This window comes from Chryseobacterium sp. MYb7 (assembly GCF_002979455.1).
In the GTDB taxonomy this organism is placed as follows: domain Bacteria; phylum Bacteroidota; class Bacteroidia; order Flavobacteriales; family Weeksellaceae; genus Chryseobacterium.
In genome coordinates this window covers 1-21,489 of sequence record NZ_PCOU01000009.1, presented here as the reverse complement: position 1 = coordinate 21,489, position 21,489 = coordinate 1, and the positions used below count along the sequence as shown (strand labels likewise).

Genomic DNA, 21,489 nt, shown 5'->3' with positions numbered 1-21,489 from the left:
GGTTTTAGAATTACATAATATTGGTATCTCCTGAAGACATCACAGCGCTTGGTCCGCCGGTAATAGTAAGTGGCGAATCTGTGCTGATATCCATAGGGCCGCCTTTACTTGACAATCCCAGAGCTCCGGTAAGTGCAGTGATATCAATTATTCCTTTTCCTGCTGAAGCCATAATACCTTCTTCGGATATGGTGATAGAATTATCTCCTACCTGTAGGGTAATACTTGTTTTTCCGTCAAGGGTAATATTTCCGCCTGCATCCATTTTCAGCAATGATTGTGGCGGAGCATCTTTTTTGCCCCCCACATTGATGACATTGGAACTTCCTGCATTCACAGTATGGTTGCTATTTGCATTGGTAGTCGCGTTTCCGGTTCCGTCAAAATTCATATTGGCACCGCCCTGATCTTTAAGATTCATAGATCCGGCTCCATTGTCATATTTTAATTCTGCGCCGCTTCGTCCACTGAAACTCATAACATTATTTCCAGTGCCGCCACCAGCTCCAATTCCGCCATGATACATTCCACCCATCACAAAAGGACGATCGGGATGAAGATGTACAAAATTGATAATGACCTGATCTCCCACTTCAGGAATAGACATAAATCCTCTGTTCTTACCTACCTTCTCACTGCTTCCGGCATCAGGAGACATTACACGGATAAATTCTGTGGTGTCCTGGCCGGTTTGCCAGTCAAGCTGAACCTGCACGCGGCCTTGATTTTCAGGATCGGTATTGGAAACTACTTTTCCAAACTGGGGTTCCGCCACCGGAACTGTAAATTCTGGTCTTGGAATAAATCCGGTATCAGAAGCTATGGCCTGGAAAGATCCATCATAGTATCCGCGGGCATCCACTTGATGGGTTACCTCTATAAGCATTAATTTAGTGAAATAAGAGGTTTCGTTAGTATCCGTTTTACGCATCTGGATATCCGCAATACATCCCGGATAAAGAAAAGGAACGGTTGTATTACCGGAAGTTACAAAAACTTCTGAAGCTTTACTTCCTGCAGTTCCCTTTTGAGAAGCATCAATATCCATAAAAGATGATGCTTTGATAGGAGCTACTCTTAAAGATGGGGTTTGAAAAGTTTTTTCTGAAATTTCATAAGCCCTCTTCGCAATATCTGAGGTATGTGTTATTTTTGAGCTTCCGCCTTTAAATTTTTCATTTTTACTACTGTTATATCCATAAAATGAAGGATTCACATGTTGAGCTTTCATTTTAATTTTAACATCCGTCAGATTACTGCCATAGGTTAACAACACAGGCTTTTCCTGTGGTGGCAATTGTCCGAAATGTAAAACTTCTCCATCATAGAAAAATTGTTCTCCATAAGCTTCAGCAATTCTAGCCAGATAGTTATAATGGGTTTCTCCGTATTGAGAACTGTAAGATACATTGCCATGGCGGGCATCTATTCTGAAGTCAAATTTCCCCTGCCCTAATCCTTCTTTAATCACTTCATTGGCAATACTGTTCAAGCTAATGGGTTGTGCTCCGCCGAAGCTTTGAATATGTGGGGCAGCATCTAACAAAATTGTTGGACTGAAACCTGACAGCACAAGATTACCCAGGCTTCCTTGTTCCTGGCTGAATCCAACTTCCGTGATAACTCCTATAAAATTCCGCTCAGCTCCGCCTTCCACATCTTTATATTTGAAAACCACCGTAATCCTTTTTCCCAGGAAATTCTGTATTTCTTCAAGATTATGGTTTTCTGCACTTCCTAACGTATCATGAGCAAGAATAAGCTCAAACTCGTGATGTTTAGTAGCACTTTGAGTAAGGCTAAAATGTTTGAAATACTTTATAGATTTACCTTCCACATGGATATCAAGCTTTACTACCCGGTTGATTCCTACGATGGCACTCTCCGGAATACTGTCAGCATTGAATATTTTAGAAGTAGGCTGTTTGACCCAAAGCTTATCCTTACTTATGGATGGTTCATTGGGCAGTAAAGGCTGGTTTAGGAATTGCTTTCCTGTATTCACCATATTGACTGCATTATTCACTTTTGAAGCAGCTTTCTTTACTTCTTTAACTTTTTTATTGTCTTTGATTTTGCTTACAAAATCTGTCTTGTCTGAATCTATTTCCGGTTTGGGAAGATTATTCTGTTCCTTAAACATGACATCTTTTTTTTGGTGTATGACTTAATTGAATAAGGTGAGACCCTTCGGTTCAAGGAATCAATCTACAAGCATGTAACGGTCTCTTGAACAAGCTTTTCAATGATTGACCTGAGATGGGTACAGTGGGAATTTTCAGAAAAAAATTCCGCTTTAGATACTTAGTAACACTGTAAAAAGTGGTTGATTTCGGTATTTTTTCATAAGTTTTTTTAGTGATTTTGGTATTGCAATATATAACCTTAAATATTCACTCCAAAATGAATTACCGATTATTTGGAAAATTGTCGTAGTTCTACGACAATGAGTTTTCAATAAAGCTTTTTCACATCTTGAACAAAAAGACCTATTATGATTGGATGATCAGTGAGAAGGAATTAATTTTTTTATTTTTTATACATTATTATTTACTATGTAAGTAGAAGAAAACGCTCCGATATTTACTTGGAATTTTTACGTTGCAGCGCCCTCTGATAAAAAGACTGACTGGCAATTTTCTCTTCTGCTTCATCAATAGCAGTCAGCAGATTGTTTTTATTGTCTGCGATATCTCCTAAAATGTGAGCCATCAGCTCCCAAACGGGTTTCATTTGATCAATGAGTTCCTGCCCTTTTGAAGTGAGCTTAAAAAGTCTTTTGCGTTCGTCCTGTTTATCCTTTTCCCATTGGATCAACTCCAGTTTTTCAAGTTCCTTAAGCAGTGTTATGGTGGATGGATGAGTGTAACCGATTTCGTTGGCAATTTCGACAACACTTGCTATTTCTTTTTTATAAATGGTGAAAATAACCGGAAACCATTTCAACTCGAAATCAATTCCGAAGGCTTTATAGATAAGCGCTCCATCTTTCCTCAATTGTTCACTGAGGCGGTGGAGTCTGGTAGATATCGCAAGAATTCCTGCTTCGTTGATTACATTCATATTCAGTCCATATTTAAATGGTAAAAAACATCATCAGCACTCATTAAAGGAAATTTCACAGGAAGATTTCCTTTTTCAATCTTTACAAAATGATTCCTTTCATAGAAACGCTGGGCTGCTTTCAGTACCGTTATGGTTCCCAAATATAAATCATCAATTCCGTTTTCCCGACAGAAAGAAATTAAAACTTCCAATAATTCCTGGGCAATATTCAAGTCTTTTCCTCTGAATTCTTTTTTGACAAACATTTTCCTGATCGCTCCTGCCCTTTCGTCAAACTTAACCAGCGCAATAGAACCTACCAGTTCTCCATCTACAAACGCACCCCAAAAGTTACCTCCGGCTTCCGTATAAAAACTTTCTATCTGCAAAAGATCGGGTTGATCCTGTATGGTAATCGGAATGTTAAACTCTTTCTGCTGAATCGTCAAAATCAGATCAATAGCCTGTTCTGAATAAGAATTTCCTATGGGCTGTATCTGCAATTTCATAGTATTTTTATTTTAAAGTATAAAACTACGTAGTTAAATACATATATACAAATTGATTTTACCTATTAAACTATTTTAACATGATCAATAATAAAAAAACGTATGCCATTACTGACATACGTTTTATAATATTAAATTACAAAATACGGCTACTTCCAGCCTCCGCCTAAAGCCTGGTAAAGCTCTACAGCGGCTTTCATTTTACTGTATCTTGCATTAGAGATGTTCAATTCTGCGTTCAATGAATTCACGCTTGCATTCAATACTTCAAGGTAGTTTGCCATACCATAGTTTACCAATTCCTGAGAATAGTCAACCGATTTTTTATAGGCATCCAACTCTTTTTGTTTTAATTCAATGAATGAATCCTGAACGGAGAAAACCCTGATGGCATCAGAAACTTCTTTTCCTGCAGTAAGAACTGTTTTTCTGAAGTTCAAATATGCTGTCTCCTGATTTGCAAGACTCACATCATAGTTGGTCTTGATCTGTCTTTTATTCAATATAGGCTGAGCCAACCCTGCAACTACATTCGCAAACAATGAATTTACGCTGAACAAATGGTCAATATCCACAGACTGAAGCCCTCCGCTCCCTGTCAGTTTTAACGTAGGATAAAACTGAGCCTTGGCAGAATTTGTCAGTTCAAAAGCATTCATCAGGTTGTATTCCGCTCTCATTACATCCGGACGGTTTGCCAGAAGCTGAGAAGGATACCCTAACTTCAAATCAATCGGAAGGTTCTGTCCTTCCAGTGTAGATCTTGCAATAGAATGAGAAGGCTCACCCATCAGAAGGCTCATGGTATTTTCCAGCAGCTGAATCTGTGTATCAATATCAATCAGTAATGATTTAGCATTGAAAACAAGCGCCTCACTCTGCTGAACTGCTACTTCAGTAACTGTTCCGGCAGTTTTTAAAGCCTTTGTTGCTTCCAGGTTTTTCTCTCTTACCGCAATAGTTTCTGTAATAATTCTCTTCTGTGCATCAAAAGTCAATAATTGATAATACGCAGAAGCGATAGAAGACACAAGGCTGCTTTTTACTGCTTTGTGAGCAGCAACAGTTCCTAAATAGGTTGCTAACTGTGCTTTCTCCTGTGCTCTTAGTTTCCCCCAGATATCGGCCTCCCACCCGATACTTGCCGTAATATCAAACTGATTTACGTAACGTCTTTCTCCAATGATCTGTCCAAACTGAGTATTGATAGACTGGGTCTGGAACGTATAGTTAGGTCCGATGGAAAGTGTCGGTTGATATGCTGCTTTGCTTTGTTTCAGATAAGCCTCCGCAGAATTGATACTTTCTAAGGCAATTCTGATATCCAGATTATTTTCCAGTGCTTTAGAAATGTGCCCCTGCAATATCGGATCTGTAAAGATCTCTTTCCATGAAATATTCGCAATGCTGGCACTGTCTGAAGGAAGCATATCTGTACGGAACAGCTTTTCGTCTACAACGTTCTTCGGTCTTTCATACTCTTTTCTTGCCATACAAGATGAGATGGCTCCGAGTATGAAAACTGAAAAAGTGATTCCTTTTATGATGTTTAATAAACTCTTCATTATTTTTAATTAGAAGTTAGAGTTTAGAAGTTAGAAGTTAGTTTTTAGACCCATCTCTAATTTCTAACTTCTAATTTCTTAAATCTTAATTTTATTCTGCTAAATTGATTTCTTCTTTTTTGATAGGCTTAATTTTTTCCTGCAGTGTTTCGAAAATCACATACAGTACAGGAATTACAAATAATCCTAAAATAGTTCCTATCAATAGTCCGATAGCTGCACCCGTAGCAATAGATCTGTTACCTACTGCACCAATTCCACTTGCCAGAACTAACGGTAATAAACCGAAGATAAAAGCGAACGATGTCATTAGGATAGGTCTTACCCTCGCTTTAGCTGCATTGATGGCTGACATGACAATGGTTTCACCGTGATGCCTTCTCTGAACAGCAAATTCCACGATAAGGATCGCATTTTTCGCCAGTAGCCCTACGAGCATGATCAGGGCAATCTGGAAATAAATGTTATTTTCCAAGCCCATTACCTTCTGTCCGAAGTAAGCCCCCATTACCCCTAACGGAAGAGAGATCACAACAACCAGTGGCAGGATATAACTTTCATACTGTGCAGAAAGAATAAAGTACACAAAAATTAAACTCAATGCAAAGATCAGAAGCGTTTGAGATCCTGAATTTAATTCTTCTCTTGTTAACCCTGTAAATTCCACTGCATAGTTTTGATTCAGGGTTTCGTTTGCCACCTGCTGTACAGCGGTGATGGCATCCCCGGAACTATATCCTTCAGAGTTTGCTCCTGTCACTTTCACGGATGTAAACAAGTTATAACGGCTTACAGATTGTGGCCCATATGCTTTTGTCAATGTTACAAACTGTGAAATCGGAGACATTGCACCTGAACCTGTTCTGACATAGAGCTGGTTCAGATTTTCAATATTCTGTCTGTTCTCAGGAAGCGCCTGAACCATCACTCTAAACTGTTTCCCATACTTGGTAAAGTCGGCAGTATAAATACCCCCGATATACCCCTGCATCGTAGCCAGAATGTCATTTACAGAAACCCCAAGCTGTTTGCTCAGTGGAACATTAATTTCCATCTGATACTGAGGATATTTGGTATTGAATGACGTCTGCGCAAATTGAATTTCCGGTCTTTCCATCAGTTTACCGATGAACTCATTGGTTTTAGCATCTAAATCTGCATATTCACCCCCCGATTTATCCAACAGTACCATCTCAAAACCTGCACTGTTACCAAATCCAGGTACACTTGGCGGTTGGAAGAATACTACTTTGGCATCAGGAACGGCTCCTACAATTCCAAATAATTGTTTGGTGATATCTTCAGAAGTCTGTCCGTCTTTTTTTCTTTCATCAAACGGTTTTAGTTTCACAAAGGCAAGACCGTTGTTACTTCCGTTTCCGGATAAGAATCCTCTACCTGTGGAGATCGTTACGTTCTGTACTCCCGGAACTTTCAATGCTTTAGCCTGAAGTGTTTTCAAGGCGTTGTACGTTCTTTCCATAGAAGCTCCCGGAGGAAGCTGAACATCCGTAAAGATAATCCCTCTGTCTTCTGTAGGTACAAACCCTTTCTTCATACTGCTGCTTGCCCAGAATAAAATTCCTCCGGTAACAGCGAAAATAATCAGGGTTACCCATTTATGTCTTAAAAGGAATACAAATCCTCTTCCGTAGCGCTCAGTAGTTGTTTTAAAAGCAATATTAAACTTATAAAAAAACTTCTGTAGAATGTTTAAGTTTTTATACTCTGCATGATGCGCTTCGTGAGGCTTTAGGAATAATGAACATAAAACCGGGCTCAACGTTAATGCATTAATAGCAGAAATGATGATGGCAATGATCAGCGTAATACCAAACTGTTGATAGAATACCCCTGTAGGCCCTGTAATGAACGTCACCGGAATAAATACTGCTGCCATTACTAAGGTAATAGAAATAATAGCCCCAGTAATCTCATCCATTGCTTCTACCGTAGCTTTTTTCGCATCAGAAATACCGTGCTCCATCTTCGCATGAACGGCCTCGACGACCACAATGGCGTCATCCACCACAATACCGATCGCCAGTACCAATGCAAATAATGTTAAGAGGTTCAAGGAATATCCGAAAAGATTCAGGAAGAAGAATGCCCCTACAATAGATACCGGAACCGCGATAGCCGGGATCAGCGTAGATCTGAAGTCCTGAAGGAAAATATATACCACAATAAATACCAGAATAAAGGCTTCGATCAGGGTATGTACTACCTTTTCAATAGAAGCTTCAAGGAATTCATTGGTATCAAAGTTGAAAGTATACTTTACCCCTTTTGGAAAAGTTCCCTCGGCTGATTTCAGATAGGCTTTGATATTTTTAATAATCTCCTGTGCATTGGATCCGGGAGTCTGGAAGATCCCCATACTGATGGAAGGGTTGTTTCCGTTCTCCCCGATTCCTGTATAAGATTGTCCTGCCAGTTCTACTTTAGCAACGTCTTTCAGCATCAGGTTTTGGCCGTTTGCAAGAGATTTGATGATGATATTATCGTACTGTTCTTTATCGTTGAATTTACCTACATATTTGATGATATATTCAAAAGAGCTGCCACTGTTTTGTCCGATAGAACCTGCAGCAGCTTCCCTGCTTTGCTCATTGATGGCATTGGTAACATCTGTAGGAGTTACACTATAGGCAGCCATTTTTGCAGGATCCAGCCAGATTCTCATCGAGTAGTTTTTACCTCCGAAAACGTTGGCATCCCCTACACCATTTACCCTTTTAAGGTTTGGAATAATGTTGATGTTCAAAAAGTTCTGAAGGTATACATCATCAAGGTCTTTATTTTCAGAATAGAAAGACATATACATCAGGGCACTCGTTTGCTGTTTCTGGGTTACAACCCCTGAACGCGTTACTTCGGATGGCAGAAGAGGTGTTGCTCTGGCCACACGGTTCTGTACGTTTACCGCAGCAATATCCGGATCAATTCCTTGTTTGAAGAAAACCTGGATTTGGGCAGAACCGTCGTTCCCCGCACTGGAAGTGATATAATCCATACCTTCCACCCCGTTGATCTGTTCTTCCAAAGGTACTACAACACTCTTCATGACCGTCTCAGCATTGGCTCCCGTATAATTTGCGGAAACACTCACCGTAGGCGGTGCAATATCCGGATACTGTGTAACCGGTAACGAGATCAGCCCTAACACACCGAGAATCACAATCAAAATTGAGATTACGGTAGATAAAACCGGTCTGTTAATAAAGTTTTTTATCATTAGAATTTCGGTTTTATTGATTGAACAAGACTATCCATTTTGATGGGTTTCGGCTTCACAGCTGTACCTGGTTTCAGACCTCCGATACCAGCTGCAATAACAGTTTCTCCTTTATTAACTCCTGACTTGATAAGAGCCATATTGTCGATTCTGTCAATAACATTTACCACAACATTTCTGGCAGTATCTCCTTTTTCTACTTTGTATACGTAAACAATACCTTGTTGTTCATAAGTAGCACTTTCAGGAACTACCAATACATTATCATAATTCTGAGGGAATCTGATGGTTCCACTGTTACCATTGCTCAATAATTTCTGAGCATTAGAGAATGCTACTCTGAACTGAATGGTTCCTGTTGTAGGATCAATCTGACCGGTAATGGCTTCAATTTTTCCTTTTTCAGGATAAAGACTTCCATTAGCCAGCTGAAGCTCTACCATGGGTAAGTTTTTAATTTTCTCAGGCATAGAAGCACCAGGAGCTTTTTCAAGGAAATTGAAATATTCCTTTTCATTCATCGCAAAATAAGCATAGATCTCAGAAGTATCAGAAATCGTTGTAAGAGGAGTCTGATCAGACGGTCCTACCAAACTTCCCACTTTCAATGGAAGTCTTCCGATCACCCCTGAAATAGGTGCACGAATGATAGAATATTCGATGTTTGCTTCTACTCCTTTGTAATTGGCTTCTGCTTGTCTTTTGGCAGCATTGGCCTGCTGTAACTGAGCTTGTGCCTGAGCCAGCTGAGCCTGAGCGGTCTGCAGCTGTACATTGCTGATGATATTTTTCTGAACAAGAGGTTTTAGTTTGTTCACTTCAACCTGTGCTGCATTTACAGAAGCCTGAGCTGCTGCAACACTGGATGCTGCAGCCCCGATTCCTGCTTTGGAAGCGGCTGCATTTTCGTTCAGAATATTGGTTTCCAGACGGAATAAAGGTTGTCCTTTAGTAACATATTGCCCTTCATCTACCAATACCTGGGTAATATATCCCTGTATTTTTGCGCGTACATCATTGTTTACTCTACCCTGAATGGTAGCCGGAAACGTCTGATAACCCACTATATTTTTTGACTCCACGGAAACAACAGGGTACGGCTTGGCACCATCCTGCTTCGGAGCTTCTTTTTTGCAGGCTGTCAGTGAAAACGCTGCAATGGAAAGTATAACTAGCTTATTATTCATTTTATAGTTTATTAAGAGATTCCTGAATATTTTCTATGTTTTTATTTAAGAGTGCTTTGTAAACTTCTATTCTTTCATTGTATCCATCGTCTTTACTTTTTTTAAAATTGTTTAAATCATCTAATAGTTTTAATTCGTCCTGCATTTTTTGGACAATTTTTTCGAATCGTATTTTCTTGTATTCGTCGTTGATGAAAAAATATCGTTTCCGCTCATCCATTTTATTGTGATCTACGATAAGTTGTGCATTGAGCAGCAGTGAAATACTTGTAGATACGGAACTTTTGCTCGCTGAAAGTACTTCCACAAACTCGTCAAAAGTAATTCCTACTTTCTCATAGTCGAAAAGAAGGTAGGAATAAATTTTAGATGCTAAAGGGGGTAAGCTGAACACGGTGCCATAAAACTTTACGGCATCCTGAAAAATTTTCTCATCAATTTCTATACTTTGGTGCATAATATAAAAATTTGAACAAATGTAAAAATTAGTTCAGAACCAAACGAACAAACTTGATAGAGTTTATAAATAAAGGGCGGTTTAAAAATTCAATGAAAGAGGATTTAACTTTTTGCTTAAATTATAATCTTCTCAAAAGCTTTCCTCATTCCATCTCTCAAAAGAACCTCTCCACAATAGGAATACCCTCTTCCTTCAAGGATTTTCAACATGGCAATATTGTCATGGTTGGTATCTACTTTAATACTCTGAATTCCATGGGATTTTGTAAATCCTTCGATCTGATCAAAAAGTTTTTTTACCATACCCTGTCCTGCAAATTTTTCATCTACAGCCACTCTGTGAACCACAACAAATTCACCGTTACTAAGCCATGCTCCTTTAATGGTACTGTAAGCCGGTTCGTCATTCAGAATAAGAGCTGCATATACTGCAATCTCTCCGTCTACTGTCATAACGTGACCAAATCCTTTTGCAATATCACTTTCTACTGTTCCAAGATTAGGGTATCCGTTCTGCCATTGGGTACTTCCATCCTGTCTTCTCCTTTCAATGGATTGCTGAATAATTTCCCAAATAATGTTTCTGTCCTCAATTTCTGCCTGTCTTAGTGTAATCTCTGGATTCATGTTGTAAAATTTGATTAAAAGATTGAATGTTTAAAAAATCAGAATACTTTGTTTGATCTTTTACCTCTCAATAGTTTGTAATTAATTAAAAAACCGAAAATTAATGTAGATTAATTTTCGGTTCGAAGTAGTAAAATTTAAAATTATGAAATTGTTTATTGATTTTCACTTTGTTGAAGGTAAGCATCAATAACATCAAATGCTTTTTTTTCATCTTCCAGATCTACCATTACCTTCAGCGAAGTAGCTGTTGGCGTTGTAGTAAACGTAAGATAGTTATTTTCAACGGTATTTGTAATTTGTGCATCATCCAATTTAGACTTAACCAATTGAATTTCTGAAGGGTTATCACTTACATACACTGATACTCTCGTACTTCTTTCCATATTCTAATTGTTTCAGTATCTAAATATACGATATTTTTTTTACAATTACAAATCCTGAGTTTTAAATTTTATTAATATTGTTTTCAATTTTGTCTAAAGCAAGCTGAATTTCTTCTTTAGTAACATTTAGGTGAGGTCTGAAACGAAGAGACTGATCTCCACATGGAAGAATGATTAATCCATCCTTGTAAAGTTCGTTCATCAGGTGGTTTCTCTGTTCTGCAGATGGCAGATCAACAGCACACATTAAGCCTCTACCTCTTGCATTTGAAATTTTTTCAGGATATTTTTCTGCCAGGGTTTTCAAATTTTCCAATAAGAAATCTCCAACAACTCTTGCATTCTCAACAAGGTTTTCTTTTTCGATCACCTCCATTACCAACTGGAAACGAAGCATGTCTATAAAGTTTCCTCCGAAGGTAGAATTGATTCTTGAGCTTTCTCTGAAAACGTTATTCGGAACTTCATCAAACTTTTCTTTATTGGCTAGAACACCACAAACCTGGGCTTTTTTCCCGAAAGAAATAATATCCGGTTTTGCTGTAAAATGCTGGAATGCCCACATTTTTCCTGTGATAGCAATCCCTGTCTGAACTTCATCAAAAATAAGTAAGATTTCGTTGTCATCACAGATTCTTCTTAATCCTAAAAGGAATTCGTCTCTGAAATGGTTGTCACCTCCTTCTGCCTGAATAGGTTCTATGATGATACAAGCCACTTTATTGGGGTTCATCAGAATAGCCTCTTCAATCTGAAGTAAAGCAAGGTTTTCATTTTTGATAGTTTCTTCCAGGTTTTCTTCCGTAATCGGGAACTTTAATTTTGGGTTTAAAATTCTCGGCCAGTTGAACATTGGGAAATATTGGTATTTTCTTGGGTCAGAAGTATTGGTTAAGCTCAAAGTATACCCACTTCTTCCGTGAAAAGCCTGTTTGAAGTGGATGCAGATTCCTGCTTCCGTGTCTAGTCCTTTTGCAAAGTTTTTGCGGGTTTTCCAGTCGAAGCATGCTTTCATAGCATTTTCAACGCCAAGAGTTCCGCCTTCGATAAAGAAAGCATATTGTAATTCTTCAGGAATCACTACTCTTTCGAATACTTCAAGAAAATGAGCATATTCTTCAGAGTAAACGTCAGCCAAAGTAGGTTTGTTCACAGCCATTTTTCCCAGCCATTCTGATCTTTCTACAAGATAAGGGTGGTTGTATCCAACGGATGCTGATGCGAACATAGAGAACATATCCAGATATTCTCTGTTTGTCAATTTATCATAAAGCCATGATCCGTGTGACTTTTCAATATCCATCACAAAATCGAAACCGTCTGCAAGAACATGTCTTCCTACTGTTTCTTTTACTTTATTTGCTTTTATATCTAATATTTGTTCCATAATAAATTTGTAGTGTGATTTAATAAGTGAGTGATTAAATGTTCCCCAACAAGGAAACATTTAACCATTCAGGTTATTAAGTTTTAAGTTTTTTGGGTGCTTTAAGTAAAGCTTTTATAAATCAAATTTAATTCCTTGTGCTAAAGGAAGTTGTGCAGTGTAATTGATTGTATTGGTTTGTCTTCTCATGTAATACTTCCAGGCATCAGATCCCGATTCTCTTCCACCTCCGGTTTCTTTTTCACCACCGAAAGCTCCACCAATTTCAGCGCCAGAAGTTCCAATATTTACATTGGCAATACCACAGTCTGAACCAGCGTGAGAAAGGAATAATTCTGCTTCTCTTAAGTTCTGGGTCATGATTGCAGAAGATAGTCCCTGAGGAACATCATTCTGAATGGCAATAGCATCTTCTAATGTTTTATATTTAATCAGATAAAGGATCGGTGCAAATGTTTCGTGCTGAACAATCTCGTAAGAGTTCTTCACTTCTGCTACGCAAGGTTTAACATAGCATCCGGATTCGTAATCTTTTCCGGTTAAAACTCCACCTTCAACAGCGAATTTCCCTCCTTCTTTTTTACATTTCTTGATGGCTTCTTCGTATTGGTTTACGGCATCAGTGTCGATAAGTGGTCCCACATGGTTTTTCTCATCCAATGGATTTCCGATTTTCAACTGACCGTAAGCTTTTACCAATCTATTTTTCACTTCGTCATATACACTTTCGTGGATGATCAGTCTTCTTGTTGAAGTACATCTCTGCCCTGCCGTTCCTACCGCTCCGAAAACAGCTCCGATGATTGACATATCGATATCAGCTTCTTTCGTAATAATGATAGCATTGTTTCCGCCTAATTCAAGGATTGATTTCCCGAATCTTTCTGCTACTTTAGAAGAAACCATTCTTCCTACTCTTGTAGACCCTGTGAAAGATACAAGCGCTACTCTTTTATCATCTACTAATTTCTGTCCGATTTCGTGGTCTGATACCAATACACTCGAAACTCCTTCAGGTAGATTATTTTCCTTGATAACCTCCATCATGATATTCTGGCATGCAATAGCACAAAGTGGTGTTTTTTCAGATGGCTTCCAGATGGTAACGTTACCGCAGATCCAAGCTAATGCAGTATTCCAAGACCAAACAGCTACCGGGAAGTTGAATGCTGTAATAACTCCTACTACTCCCAGCGGATGGTATTGCTCATACATTCTGTGTCCTGGTCTTTCCGAGTGCATCGTGTACCCCTGAAGCTGCCTTGAAAGTCCTACTGCGAAATCACAGATATCGATCATTTCCTGAACTTCTCCAAGACCTTCCTGTAATGATTTACCCATTTCATAAGAAACAAGCTTACCAAGGTCATCTTTATATTCTCTTAATTTTAAGCCCAGCTGTCTTACGATCTCTCCTCTTTTAGGAGCCGGAATCAGCCTGAATTCCTGAAATGCTTTTTGAGCAGTTTCAATTACTTTGTCATAATCACTTTCTCCGGAAGTTTTTACTTTAGCGATCAATTTTCCGTCTACAGGAGAAATGCTTTCTATCACCTTTCCTGAAGCGAAATATTTTCCGCCCACTGAAGTCCCTTTGTTCTCTTCTTTGATACCAAGATTTCTAAGTGTTTTTTCAATTCCGAAATCCTTTACTTTTTTTGACATAAAATCTTACTTTTCGTTCTCTCTAAAGATAAAAATATTATGTGAACCTCAAAACTTTAATTTTTAATACGCTTTTTATTTGGACTAATTATAAACATGCTTATCTTTGCAGGGTAATCATTTTGATAATCGCCAATGGAAAATTCACAAGAAAATAACTCAAAGCTTAAAAAGTGGTTCAAGCGTGTGGGATGGGCAGGATTAGCTTTCTTTACCATTAAAGGCTTGATTTGGCTCGTCATATTCTACGTTGGAGCAGATAGTCTTCAGAGTTGTATCAAATAAAAAAGCAGAGAAAATTTCTCTGCTTTCTTTTTTGATATAAGGTTAACCAAATTGTTATTTATTTATTGAAGTGTTCAAAAAATGGGTCTTTTTTACATTTTCCTTAATGTAAAATCCTGAATAAACAGAGGCTTCTTATGAATAAATTCCCCCAAAAGCACCATTATTCCTTAAAAATTGATTTCTTCAAAATCACTCTTTCTTTTTTCTTCCCGACTCTACCAGGCTCTGATGCAGCAGGTATTCGATCTGGCCGTTCACACTTCTGAATTCATCATTGGCCCACTTTTCAAGGAGTTTATAAGTAGACTCATCTATTCTTATCACAAAAGATTTTTTCCCTTTGCTTTCCGAAGAGTTTTGAGCTTTTTCTGATTTCATTTTCTAATATTCTCTTACATTATTTCTAACTATTTTAGTGTGAAAATCTACACTAAAATTTAACTGTTAATTTTCACTTCTTAATTATAAAGTGTTCCGGCATTTAATATGGGAGTCGCCGCTTTTTCACCGCAAAGAACCACCATTAAATTGCTTACCATTGCCGCTTTTCTTTCATCATCAAGCTCAACGATATTCTCTTCTGAAAGTTTTTTCAAAGCAAGATCCACCATTCCTACAGCTCCTTCTACAATCTTGGTTCTTGCTGCAACAATAGCCGTAGCCTGCTGTCTCTGAAGCATTGCTCCTGCAATTTCTGAAGCATATGCAAGGTGCGAAATTCTAGCTTCCTGAATCACAATTCCCGCTTTTGAAAGACGGTCTGTAAGTTCCTGCTCCAAAATAGAATTGATCTTATCACCTCCTTCTCTCAACGTAATCGGAGCATGATCATCTTCTAAATTATCATAAGGAAAGCTCATCGCCAGGTGTCTTACCGCCGCTTCACTCTGCATTTTCACAAAATCTGAATAACGCTCTACGTCAAAAGCAGCTTTGTAGGTATCTCCTACTTTCCATACGATTACCACTGCTATTTCAATAGGGTTACCCATTTTATCATTTACTTTCAAAGTCTGGCCTTGTAAATTCTCTGAACGTAACGACATTTTCTGTGACGAATATAAAGGGTTGATAAAAAACAATCCGTTCTCTTTTACACTTCCTACATATTTTCCAAAGAAGTTTAATACTCTCGAATGGTTAGGCTGAATAATCATTAAACCTTTTAAGAAAAAGCACGAAAGAAGAAAGCAAAGCATAGCGATAACCACATAGGCTATACTTTGATCTACTCCTGTAACAAAGAAGTAAACTGCTGCAATAAACAATGCAAGGCAGATAACTAAGGTAAGATAACCCGACATGGGTTTTAATGTTTTTTCCATGATTGAAATTTTAGTTTGATATTATTTTGATATCATAAAGATACTAATGAATTTTGAATTATAAATGAAGAATTTTGTTTTTTTTTGAGGAGCAGGGTGCGGGGTTCGAGTTCCAAGATATAAGATTCGGGTATTTTTAACTAACGCAAAGTTCGCGAGGTTAATTTATTAGGATACATCATATTTTGTTCGCAAAGCCACTTCGTTTAGCTAAGACCGCTAGTTTCTGTGCTGAGTGAAATGCCTTTACGAACGACAACTCATCACAAAAATCATTGCGAACTTAGCGTTAATAAGATATTCACTTTAAAGCTAGAAATAATATGAATAAAAAAAATCCCGGAAAGTGAATTCCAGGATTTTAATTTATATGTACAAAAGTCTATTTCTTTGTAAGCATTTTAAACTTCCAATAAGAAACAGCTGATAAAATAATCATTGTTGAGATTCCGATGTATACCCAAGCTGGTACTGGTACCGGATCTCCCGCTGCATACGAGTGAAGTCCGCTTAAGTAATAGTTTACTCCGAAATAAGTCATTACCATTGAACAGAAAGCAAACATTGTTGCTACGTGGAACGCCCATCTGCTTCTCAATCCTGGTACTAATCTCATGTGCAGTACAAATGCATAGACCATGATGGAAATGAAAGCCCATGTTTCTTTCGGGTCCCAGCTCCAGTATCTTCCCCAAGATTCGTTTGCCCAGATTCCTCCTAAGAAGTTTCCTACTGTTAGTGCAAATAACCCGATTGTTAATGACATTTCAGAAACGATTACCAATTCCTTCAATGTAGTATCGTGGTGAATTTTATAGGTTTCTTTATTGGAGATAATATAGAATACCAATGAAATAACAGCAATAATCATCGACAGTGCGAAGAATCCATAACTGGAGGTAATAATTGCTACGTGAACAATTAACCAGTAAGATTTCAACACAGGAACCAATGGTGTGATCTGTGGATCAAGCGCTGAACCTCCGTGTGCGAATCCCATCATAATAACTGCTACCATAAATCCGGCTGCAGGAATTAATGCATTTGAATTTCTATATAATAATAAACCTGCTGTAATACCTACCCAAGAGATAAAGATAATGGCTTCATAACCGTTACTCCAAGGAGCGTGCCCTGAAATATACCATCTTGCAACAAGTCCAAGGAAATGTAATAGATATCCAACTAAACCAAGCGCAATGATTACCTTGATAATCTTGTTTAATAGTTTATTTGATTTGAACAACTCAACAAATCCTAAGATTAAAAGAAGACCACCAACAAGCGTATAGAAGATCAACAATTTGAAGTTGATATCCGCTTTGTTCATAAATACTTCAAGATCTACTTTAGATTTAGCAGGAACAACTGCTTTACCCCATTTTTGCTGGTATTCTGAAAGCTTTGCCAATTCTGTATCTGCTTTGCTCCAGTTTCCGGTTTTCTGTGCGGTAAGAGCTTCTGCAAAATAAGGTCCCATTACCTGCTGAGATTCCATATCTGGTTCGAATTTCTGATCTAACCATGAATGCCATGTATGATTGGCATCATTTTTCACAGGAACAATTCTCATAAACTGACCGCTGAAGAACTCATTGAAGATCTGTACTCTTTCGTTTACAGCAATTACTTCTTTATCATAATTTGTCTGTTCAGCCGGTTTTTTACGGAATGCAGTGTTGTAATCATGCTCCAGAATATAATTTAAGTTTCCGTTAGCATCCGCAGGGAAAAGGTTCATCAGTGAAGTGTAACCATCTTCATCTGCCTTTGTTTTATTTTTCAGTTCATCACCACCTTTAGGTCCTACTTTGATCATAGGCACCATTGTCCAGCTTGGTGTGTCTGTATTGATTGAAAGGAACCATTGGTTAGCTGTAAGAGACTTTCCATCTGTTCCTTTGAATTCGTCTTTTTTGTATAGTTTTCTTAAAACATCTAATGCTTCCGTATTGATAGGAACAATTCTTCCTTCAAAACTTTGTACCAGAAGGTATCCGAATTTATCCGCATGCTCTTTGCTGATTTTGTTTCTGGCAATGATTTCATCCGGAGAAATAGATCTCATCTTACCCATTGGCGTTGCCAGAGAGTTCTGCTTTGGAGCAGCACCATCAAGCGGCTGGGCAGATGGAGCCGGAGCATGAGAATGATTATCTCCTTCCACATGAATGTGTTCTCTGCTTCCGTCAGTCGTTCCGTGAGTTTCAATCTTCTGAGCATTCAAACCTAAGCTTAAGAATAGTAAAAGAACTGCTGCAGCTTTCTTTTTGTTGACATCAGTCAGCATTTTGTTCAGTTTCCAGAAGTGAGTTCCTTTCCAGAAGAAGATCACAAACATTCCTAAGAATAAAAGAGTATAACCAATATAAGAAATCAAGGTTCCCCAGTAATCGTGGTTTACAGAAAGTACTGTTCCCATTCTGTCCGGATCAAAGCTTGACTGGAAGAAACGGTATCCACCATGATTTAGAACGTGGTTCATATAAATTTTATAAGGAGTTTCTTTACCTTCATCAATGATTTTTACATGGCTTTCATAAGCACTTGGAGATGAACTCCCCGGATAGGTTTCCATTACAAAGTCATCCAGTTTCAATGCGAAAGGGGTATTGTATACTTTAGGTCCGAATCCTACCATGATGTTTAAACCATCCATCGTAATCTGTTTGTAAGCATTCGGGTTTCCTTTTTCAACAGAAAGATCTACAATCTGTTTTGTTTTTGGCCCCTGAAGCTCAATCTGAAGCATATCAGGAACATTAGCATCTTTCTTTCTGTCCCCTTCAATCGCCATCAGTCTTCCTTTTTTAAGACCTTCAGGAACTACAAGCTTCAATTCGTTGATTGTATATAAACTTCTTAATGCCAAAGGCTGGAATTCATCTTTCACGGTAGTTCCTGTTGCCTGTGTTGCCATCGTCATATAGTTGGCATCTACAGGAGTTTTGATGAATAATTTTCCGCCTTCATTTTTGAATTCAACAGCTCCTTCAATCGCTCTGTTGAACGTTACCAAAGTTCCGTTGATCGATTTTGTCTCTCCCGGTTTGATGTAAATGTTTTGTCTTCCGGTATTTCCGGTAGAAACCAAGTGAAGATATTCTGCTCCGTTTGGCTCAGCTACAAGGCTGTCTTTTTTTCTTTGAATGTATTCCTTTGCAAAAACTTTCACTTCTTTTCCGTGGAAATCATAAGTTGCATTGAAATCTTTGTGCAATGGAGACATCAGATAAGGAACATCCTGATAATTAAGAACGTCACCTTTTTCTTCAATCTGAATTTTAAAGAAATTTTTATCCGTTACGATTTCGTTTGAAGTTTCACCTTCTCTGATGTGCATTGTTCCTTCGAAACTGATGTATCTTGTGATAGCACCACCGATAAAAATAAAAATAAAGGCAAGGTGGAAAACAAGAACCGGCCACTTGTCTTTTTTCCACAGTCTGTATCTTCCGATATTTCCTATGAAATTAAGAATGAGCAGGACCATGATCAGTTCGAACCACTTGGCTTCATAAATTAATGCTTTTGCTGTAGGAGTTCCGTAGTCATTTTCTAAGAACGTTGCATAAGCCATCGCGAATGCGTAAACCAGCAGCAATACAGCCATTGTCCTGGTTGAGATAAGAATATCTTGGAGCTTCTTCATGATTTATTGTACTTGACATGCAAAAATAAGCATGATAAACCACAAAGAGCTTAAAAAAAGCTGTTTTTTGTCACTTTGGCCTCGCTTTTGCTTATTTTGAAACATTCTTAATAAGCCTGAAAACATTGGGAAAAATTCAATTCCTAATTCCGAAAAAAATTGGATTTATAAAAACTATTTCAGCGATTGAACCCTTCTATTCATAAACCAAATAAAATTCTATAAAACCCTGATTTATAAGCACAAATAGAAATGTAAAATCAACTCATTTATCCCATCAAAAGTTTCTTCCTTATTTTACTTAAAAATTCATGGGTAATTCCCAAATAAGAAGCCACCTGCTGTTGGGTAATTTTCTGTTCCAATCCCGGATACTTTTCAAGAAATTCGAGATATCGTTTATCTGCAGTTTTACCTGTCAAAGAAAGAATCCTCCTCTGCAGTGCTACCGAAGATTTCTGGTTCATTATCCTGAAAAGCTTTTCTATCTGAGGCATTGATTCGTACAGATGTTCTTTATCCTTTTTACTAATCATCAATACTTCACCGTCTTCAAGGGCTTCAATATTCAGAATGCTCGGAACATTATTGATAAGACTGTCTATATCCGTAATCCACCAGCCTTCCACTGCAAAATATAAAGTCTGTTCAAATCCGCTTTCGTTAAGATAATAAATTTTGAAACAGCCACTCAGAACAAACCCTTCAAAGAAGCAGTAATCTCCTTCTTTAAGCACAATTTCTTTCTTTTTAAATTTTTTATATTCAAATGGCTTTACAAACTGTTTAAAATCTTCTTCTGAAAGGTTGATGTATTGAATGATATTTTTAAAAAGTAAATCGGACATGGGTTTATTTAAGTAAAATAAAGGTATCAAAATTATTGACACCTTTTGCGGAATTAAGTTATGTTAAGTTATTTCTGTATTTAAGCAATAGAACTCTGGTTTTTTGTTGGGTAGACGCAAAAATTTATCATACATTTTATTTATTTCAAGACACAAGAACATTTCGACTTCGCTCAATGTGAGATTTTCAGCAAGATGAACTGTTTTAAATTTTATCGGAGATAAAATCTTTGCGACCTTAAAAACACCTGATATTTTAAAAATTCTTAGCGCCTTCGCGTTTTAAAATAGCCTTTAATTTTAATTCTTTAACAGATGAAAAAGGCTTTTTAGATGATTCCAAAAATCTTATCTTAAAAATCGTTGTGCCTTTCCAGCTTCAAAATAACATTATTTTAAAAGTTCATCAGTATTTACGACACGAGCATAAAGATTTCCAAGAGCAGATATTCCTGCCAAAAAGGACTTTTGTACATCTGCTGCTTTTATGACTTCTCCATTTAATTCACGGTTTCTGGTTGCCGTAGCATCTCCGATGATTGTATTGTGAAAGCCAAAATCGAAGGCAGCTCTTGTAGTGGCTTCTACACAAACGTCCGTCATCATTCCTGTAATCACTAGATTTTTAATTTTATTTGACATTAGATAGTTCAATAAATCAGTTTCTTTGAAACTGTTGGGAGAATGCTTGACAATTACTTTTTCATTTTCCTTCGGCAAAACAAGAGTGTTGATTTTAGCACCCTCAGTATCTGGCAGGAAAAAAGTAGCCCCTTCATTGGTAGAAATATGCTGGATATGAATAATTGGGAGATTATTCTTCCGAAAATATTCTAAAATTTCCTTAGTATTTTTGGCTGCCTGTTCAGCTTTTTCCAAAGTCATTTTTCCTCCCGGAAAATAATCGTTTTGTAAATCGATAATTAATAATGCCGTGTGTTCCATTTTTTGTTTTTGTTGTGCGTTCATTGTAATCAGTGAAATAAATATCAGACCAAGGGTCAGAATTGTTTTAAAAGTATTTTCCATACGTAAAGTTTTACAGGACAAAATTACAGAGGCTTCAATTCCTGACCTTTGAACTAGTTCAAAAAATGTTATTGATACATCATAATATCAACCAATTTTTAAATATTATTATTTTTTTTCATTTATATAGATTTAAATAAGAAATTTTATTATCTTTTTTTAAGAAATATGAAGATGTAATCGGAGAATATAATTTAACGGTAAACCTGTTTAAACTTTTATTTTTCTTAGGAACAAAATAGAAAAAGCCAGATAATGTAGGCTGATCCATGTAATATT

17 protein-coding genes are annotated in these 21,489 nt (G+C 37.5%); 1 reads left to right on the top strand and 16 read right to left on the bottom strand.

The genetic code is table 11. The features are described 5' to 3' along the window. Positions 1-10: 10 nt before the first annotated feature. The 11 genes from CQ046_RS09115 to CQ046_RS09065 form a co-directional block, all read right to left on the bottom strand. Positions 11-2,143 (bottom strand): type VI secretion system Vgr family protein, encoded by a 2,133-nt coding sequence (locus CQ046_RS09115; protein ID WP_105701964.1) that lies wholly within the window; start codon positions 2,141-2,143, stop codon positions 11-13. Positions 2,144-2,583: 440 nt separating this feature from the next. Continuing rightward, positions 2,584-3,063: a MarR family winged helix-turn-helix transcriptional regulator gene (locus tag CQ046_RS09110; protein ID WP_105701963.1), complete on the bottom strand. Its 480-nt coding sequence runs from the start codon at positions 3,061-3,063 to the stop codon at positions 2,584-2,586. A 2-nt stretch (positions 3,064-3,065) separates the two neighbouring features. Continuing rightward, positions 3,066-3,554, bottom strand: coding sequence for a GNAT family N-acetyltransferase (locus tag CQ046_RS09105; protein ID WP_105701962.1), 489 nt, complete (start codon positions 3,552-3,554; stop codon positions 3,066-3,068). A 149-nt stretch (positions 3,555-3,703) separates the two neighbouring features. Further along, positions 3,704-5,119 carry an efflux transporter outer membrane subunit gene (locus CQ046_RS09100; RefSeq protein ID WP_105701961.1) on the bottom strand — a complete coding sequence of 472 codons (1,416 nt, stop codon included), beginning with the start codon at positions 5,117-5,119 and terminating at the stop codon, positions 3,704-3,706. A 91-nt stretch (positions 5,120-5,210) separates the two neighbouring features. Then, positions 5,211-8,357: an efflux RND transporter permease subunit gene (locus tag CQ046_RS09095; protein WP_105701960.1), complete on the bottom strand. Its 3,147-nt coding sequence runs from the start codon at positions 8,355-8,357 to the stop codon at positions 5,211-5,213. Beyond that, entirely contained in the window at positions 8,357-9,544 is a 1,188-nt protein-coding gene (locus CQ046_RS09090) for an efflux RND transporter periplasmic adaptor subunit (protein WP_105701959.1), read from the bottom strand. Before CQ046_RS09090 ends, CQ046_RS09095 begins: the two co-directional genes overlap by 1 nt. A gap of 1 nt (position 9,545) precedes the next feature. Beyond that, complete coding sequence (locus tag CQ046_RS09085) at positions 9,546-10,001, bottom strand: transcriptional regulator (protein ID WP_065394571.1); 456 nt, start codon at positions 9,999-10,001, stop codon at positions 9,546-9,548. A gap of 116 nt (positions 10,002-10,117) precedes the next feature. Continuing rightward, positions 10,118-10,630: a GNAT family N-acetyltransferase gene (locus tag CQ046_RS09080; RefSeq protein WP_105701958.1), complete on the bottom strand. Its 513-nt coding sequence runs from the start codon at positions 10,628-10,630 to the stop codon at positions 10,118-10,120. Between the two features lie 155 nt (positions 10,631-10,785). Then, positions 10,786-11,016, bottom strand: a complete 231-nt coding sequence (locus CQ046_RS09075; protein ID WP_105701957.1) for a DUF2007 domain-containing protein — start codon at positions 11,014-11,016, stop codon at positions 10,786-10,788. A 61-nt stretch (positions 11,017-11,077) separates the two neighbouring features. Next, a complete protein-coding gene (lat, locus tag CQ046_RS09070; protein WP_105701956.1) occupies positions 11,078-12,403 on the bottom strand; it encodes an L-lysine 6-transaminase in 1,326 nt (441 codons plus the stop codon). Between the two features lie 114 nt (positions 12,404-12,517). Then, a complete protein-coding gene (locus CQ046_RS09065; RefSeq protein WP_105701955.1) occupies positions 12,518-14,068 on the bottom strand; it encodes an aldehyde dehydrogenase family protein in 1,551 nt (516 codons plus the stop codon). Between the two features lie 135 nt (positions 14,069-14,203). Between CQ046_RS09065 and CQ046_RS23540 the strand changes: the two genes are divergently transcribed. Next, positions 14,204-14,353, top strand: coding sequence for a histidine kinase (locus CQ046_RS23540; RefSeq protein ID WP_047375093.1), 150 nt, complete (start codon positions 14,204-14,206; stop codon positions 14,351-14,353). A 192-nt stretch (positions 14,354-14,545) separates the two neighbouring features. On the opposite strand, the gene CQ046_RS09060 is transcribed toward CQ046_RS23540, so the two are convergent. The 5 genes from CQ046_RS09060 to CQ046_RS09040 form a co-directional block, all read right to left on the bottom strand. Continuing rightward, a complete protein-coding gene (locus tag CQ046_RS09060) occupies positions 14,546-14,734 on the bottom strand; it encodes an Arc family DNA binding domain-containing protein (RefSeq protein WP_089691429.1) in 189 nt (62 codons plus the stop codon). Positions 14,735-14,814: 80 nt separating this feature from the next. Further along, positions 14,815-15,681, bottom strand: coding sequence for an SPFH domain-containing protein (locus CQ046_RS09055; protein WP_105701954.1), 867 nt, complete (start codon positions 15,679-15,681; stop codon positions 14,815-14,817). Between the two features lie 382 nt (positions 15,682-16,063). Beyond that, entirely contained in the window at positions 16,064-19,333 is a 3,270-nt protein-coding gene (ccsA, locus tag CQ046_RS09050) for a cytochrome c biogenesis protein CcsA (RefSeq protein WP_105701953.1), read from the bottom strand. 269 nt (positions 19,334-19,602) lie between these two features. Next, positions 19,603-20,181 carry a Crp/Fnr family transcriptional regulator gene (locus CQ046_RS09045; protein ID WP_105701952.1) on the bottom strand — a complete coding sequence of 193 codons (579 nt, stop codon included), beginning with the start codon at positions 20,179-20,181 and terminating at the stop codon, positions 19,603-19,605. A gap of 390 nt (positions 20,182-20,571) precedes the next feature. After that, the gene (locus tag CQ046_RS09040; RefSeq protein ID WP_105701951.1) at positions 20,572-21,210 is read right to left on the bottom strand and encodes a cysteine hydrolase family protein; all 639 of its coding nucleotides are present in this window, start codon (positions 21,208-21,210) and stop codon (positions 20,572-20,574) included. Positions 21,211-21,489 lie beyond the last annotated feature (279 nt).

Coding starts and splice junctions, on each gene's coding strand:
- ccsA (WP_105701953.1), bottom strand. CDS start 19,333: ATGAAGAAGCTCCAAGATATTCTTATCTCAACCAGGACAATGGCTGTA.
- CQ046_RS09040 (WP_105701951.1), bottom strand. CDS start 21,210: ATGGAAAATACTTTTAAAACAATTCTGACCCTTGGTCTGATATTTATT.
- lat (WP_105701956.1), bottom strand. CDS start 12,403: ATGGAACAAATATTAGATATAAAAGCAAATAAAGTAAAAGAAACAGTA.
- CQ046_RS09105 (WP_105701962.1), bottom strand. CDS start 3,554: ATGAAATTGCAGATACAGCCCATAGGAAATTCTTATTCAGAACAGGCT.
- CQ046_RS09060 (WP_089691429.1), bottom strand. CDS start 14,734: ATGAAATCAGAAAAAGCTCAAAACTCTTCGGAAAGCAAAGGGAAAAAA.
- CQ046_RS09110 (WP_105701963.1), bottom strand. CDS start 3,063: ATGAATGTAATCAACGAAGCAGGAATTCTTGCGATATCTACCAGACTC.
- CQ046_RS09075 (WP_105701957.1), bottom strand. CDS start 11,016: ATGGAAAGAAGTACGAGAGTATCAGTGTATGTAAGTGATAACCCTTCA.
- CQ046_RS09100 (WP_105701961.1), bottom strand. CDS start 5,119: ATGAAGAGTTTATTAAACATCATAAAAGGAATCACTTTTTCAGTTTTC.
- CQ046_RS09115 (WP_105701964.1), bottom strand. CDS start 2,143: ATGTTTAAGGAACAGAATAATCTTCCCAAACCGGAAATAGATTCAGAC.
- CQ046_RS09045 (WP_105701952.1), bottom strand. CDS start 20,181: ATGTCCGATTTACTTTTTAAAAATATCATTCAATACATCAACCTTTCA.
- CQ046_RS09090 (WP_105701959.1), bottom strand. CDS start 9,544: ATGAATAATAAGCTAGTTATACTTTCCATTGCAGCGTTTTCACTGACA.
- CQ046_RS09080 (WP_105701958.1), bottom strand. CDS start 10,630: ATGAATCCAGAGATTACACTAAGACAGGCAGAAATTGAGGACAGAAAC.
- CQ046_RS09085 (WP_065394571.1), bottom strand. CDS start 10,001: ATGCACCAAAGTATAGAAATTGATGAGAAAATTTTTCAGGATGCCGTA.
- CQ046_RS23540 (WP_047375093.1), top strand. CDS start 14,204: ATGGAAAATTCACAAGAAAATAACTCAAAGCTTAAAAAGTGGTTCAAG.
- CQ046_RS09055 (WP_105701954.1), bottom strand. CDS start 15,681: ATGGAAAAAACATTAAAACCCATGTCGGGTTATCTTACCTTAGTTATC.
- CQ046_RS09065 (WP_105701955.1), bottom strand. CDS start 14,068: ATGTCAAAAAAAGTAAAGGATTTCGGAATTGAAAAAACACTTAGAAAT.
- CQ046_RS09095 (WP_105701960.1), bottom strand. CDS start 8,357: ATGATAAAAAACTTTATTAACAGACCGGTTTTATCTACCGTAATCTCA.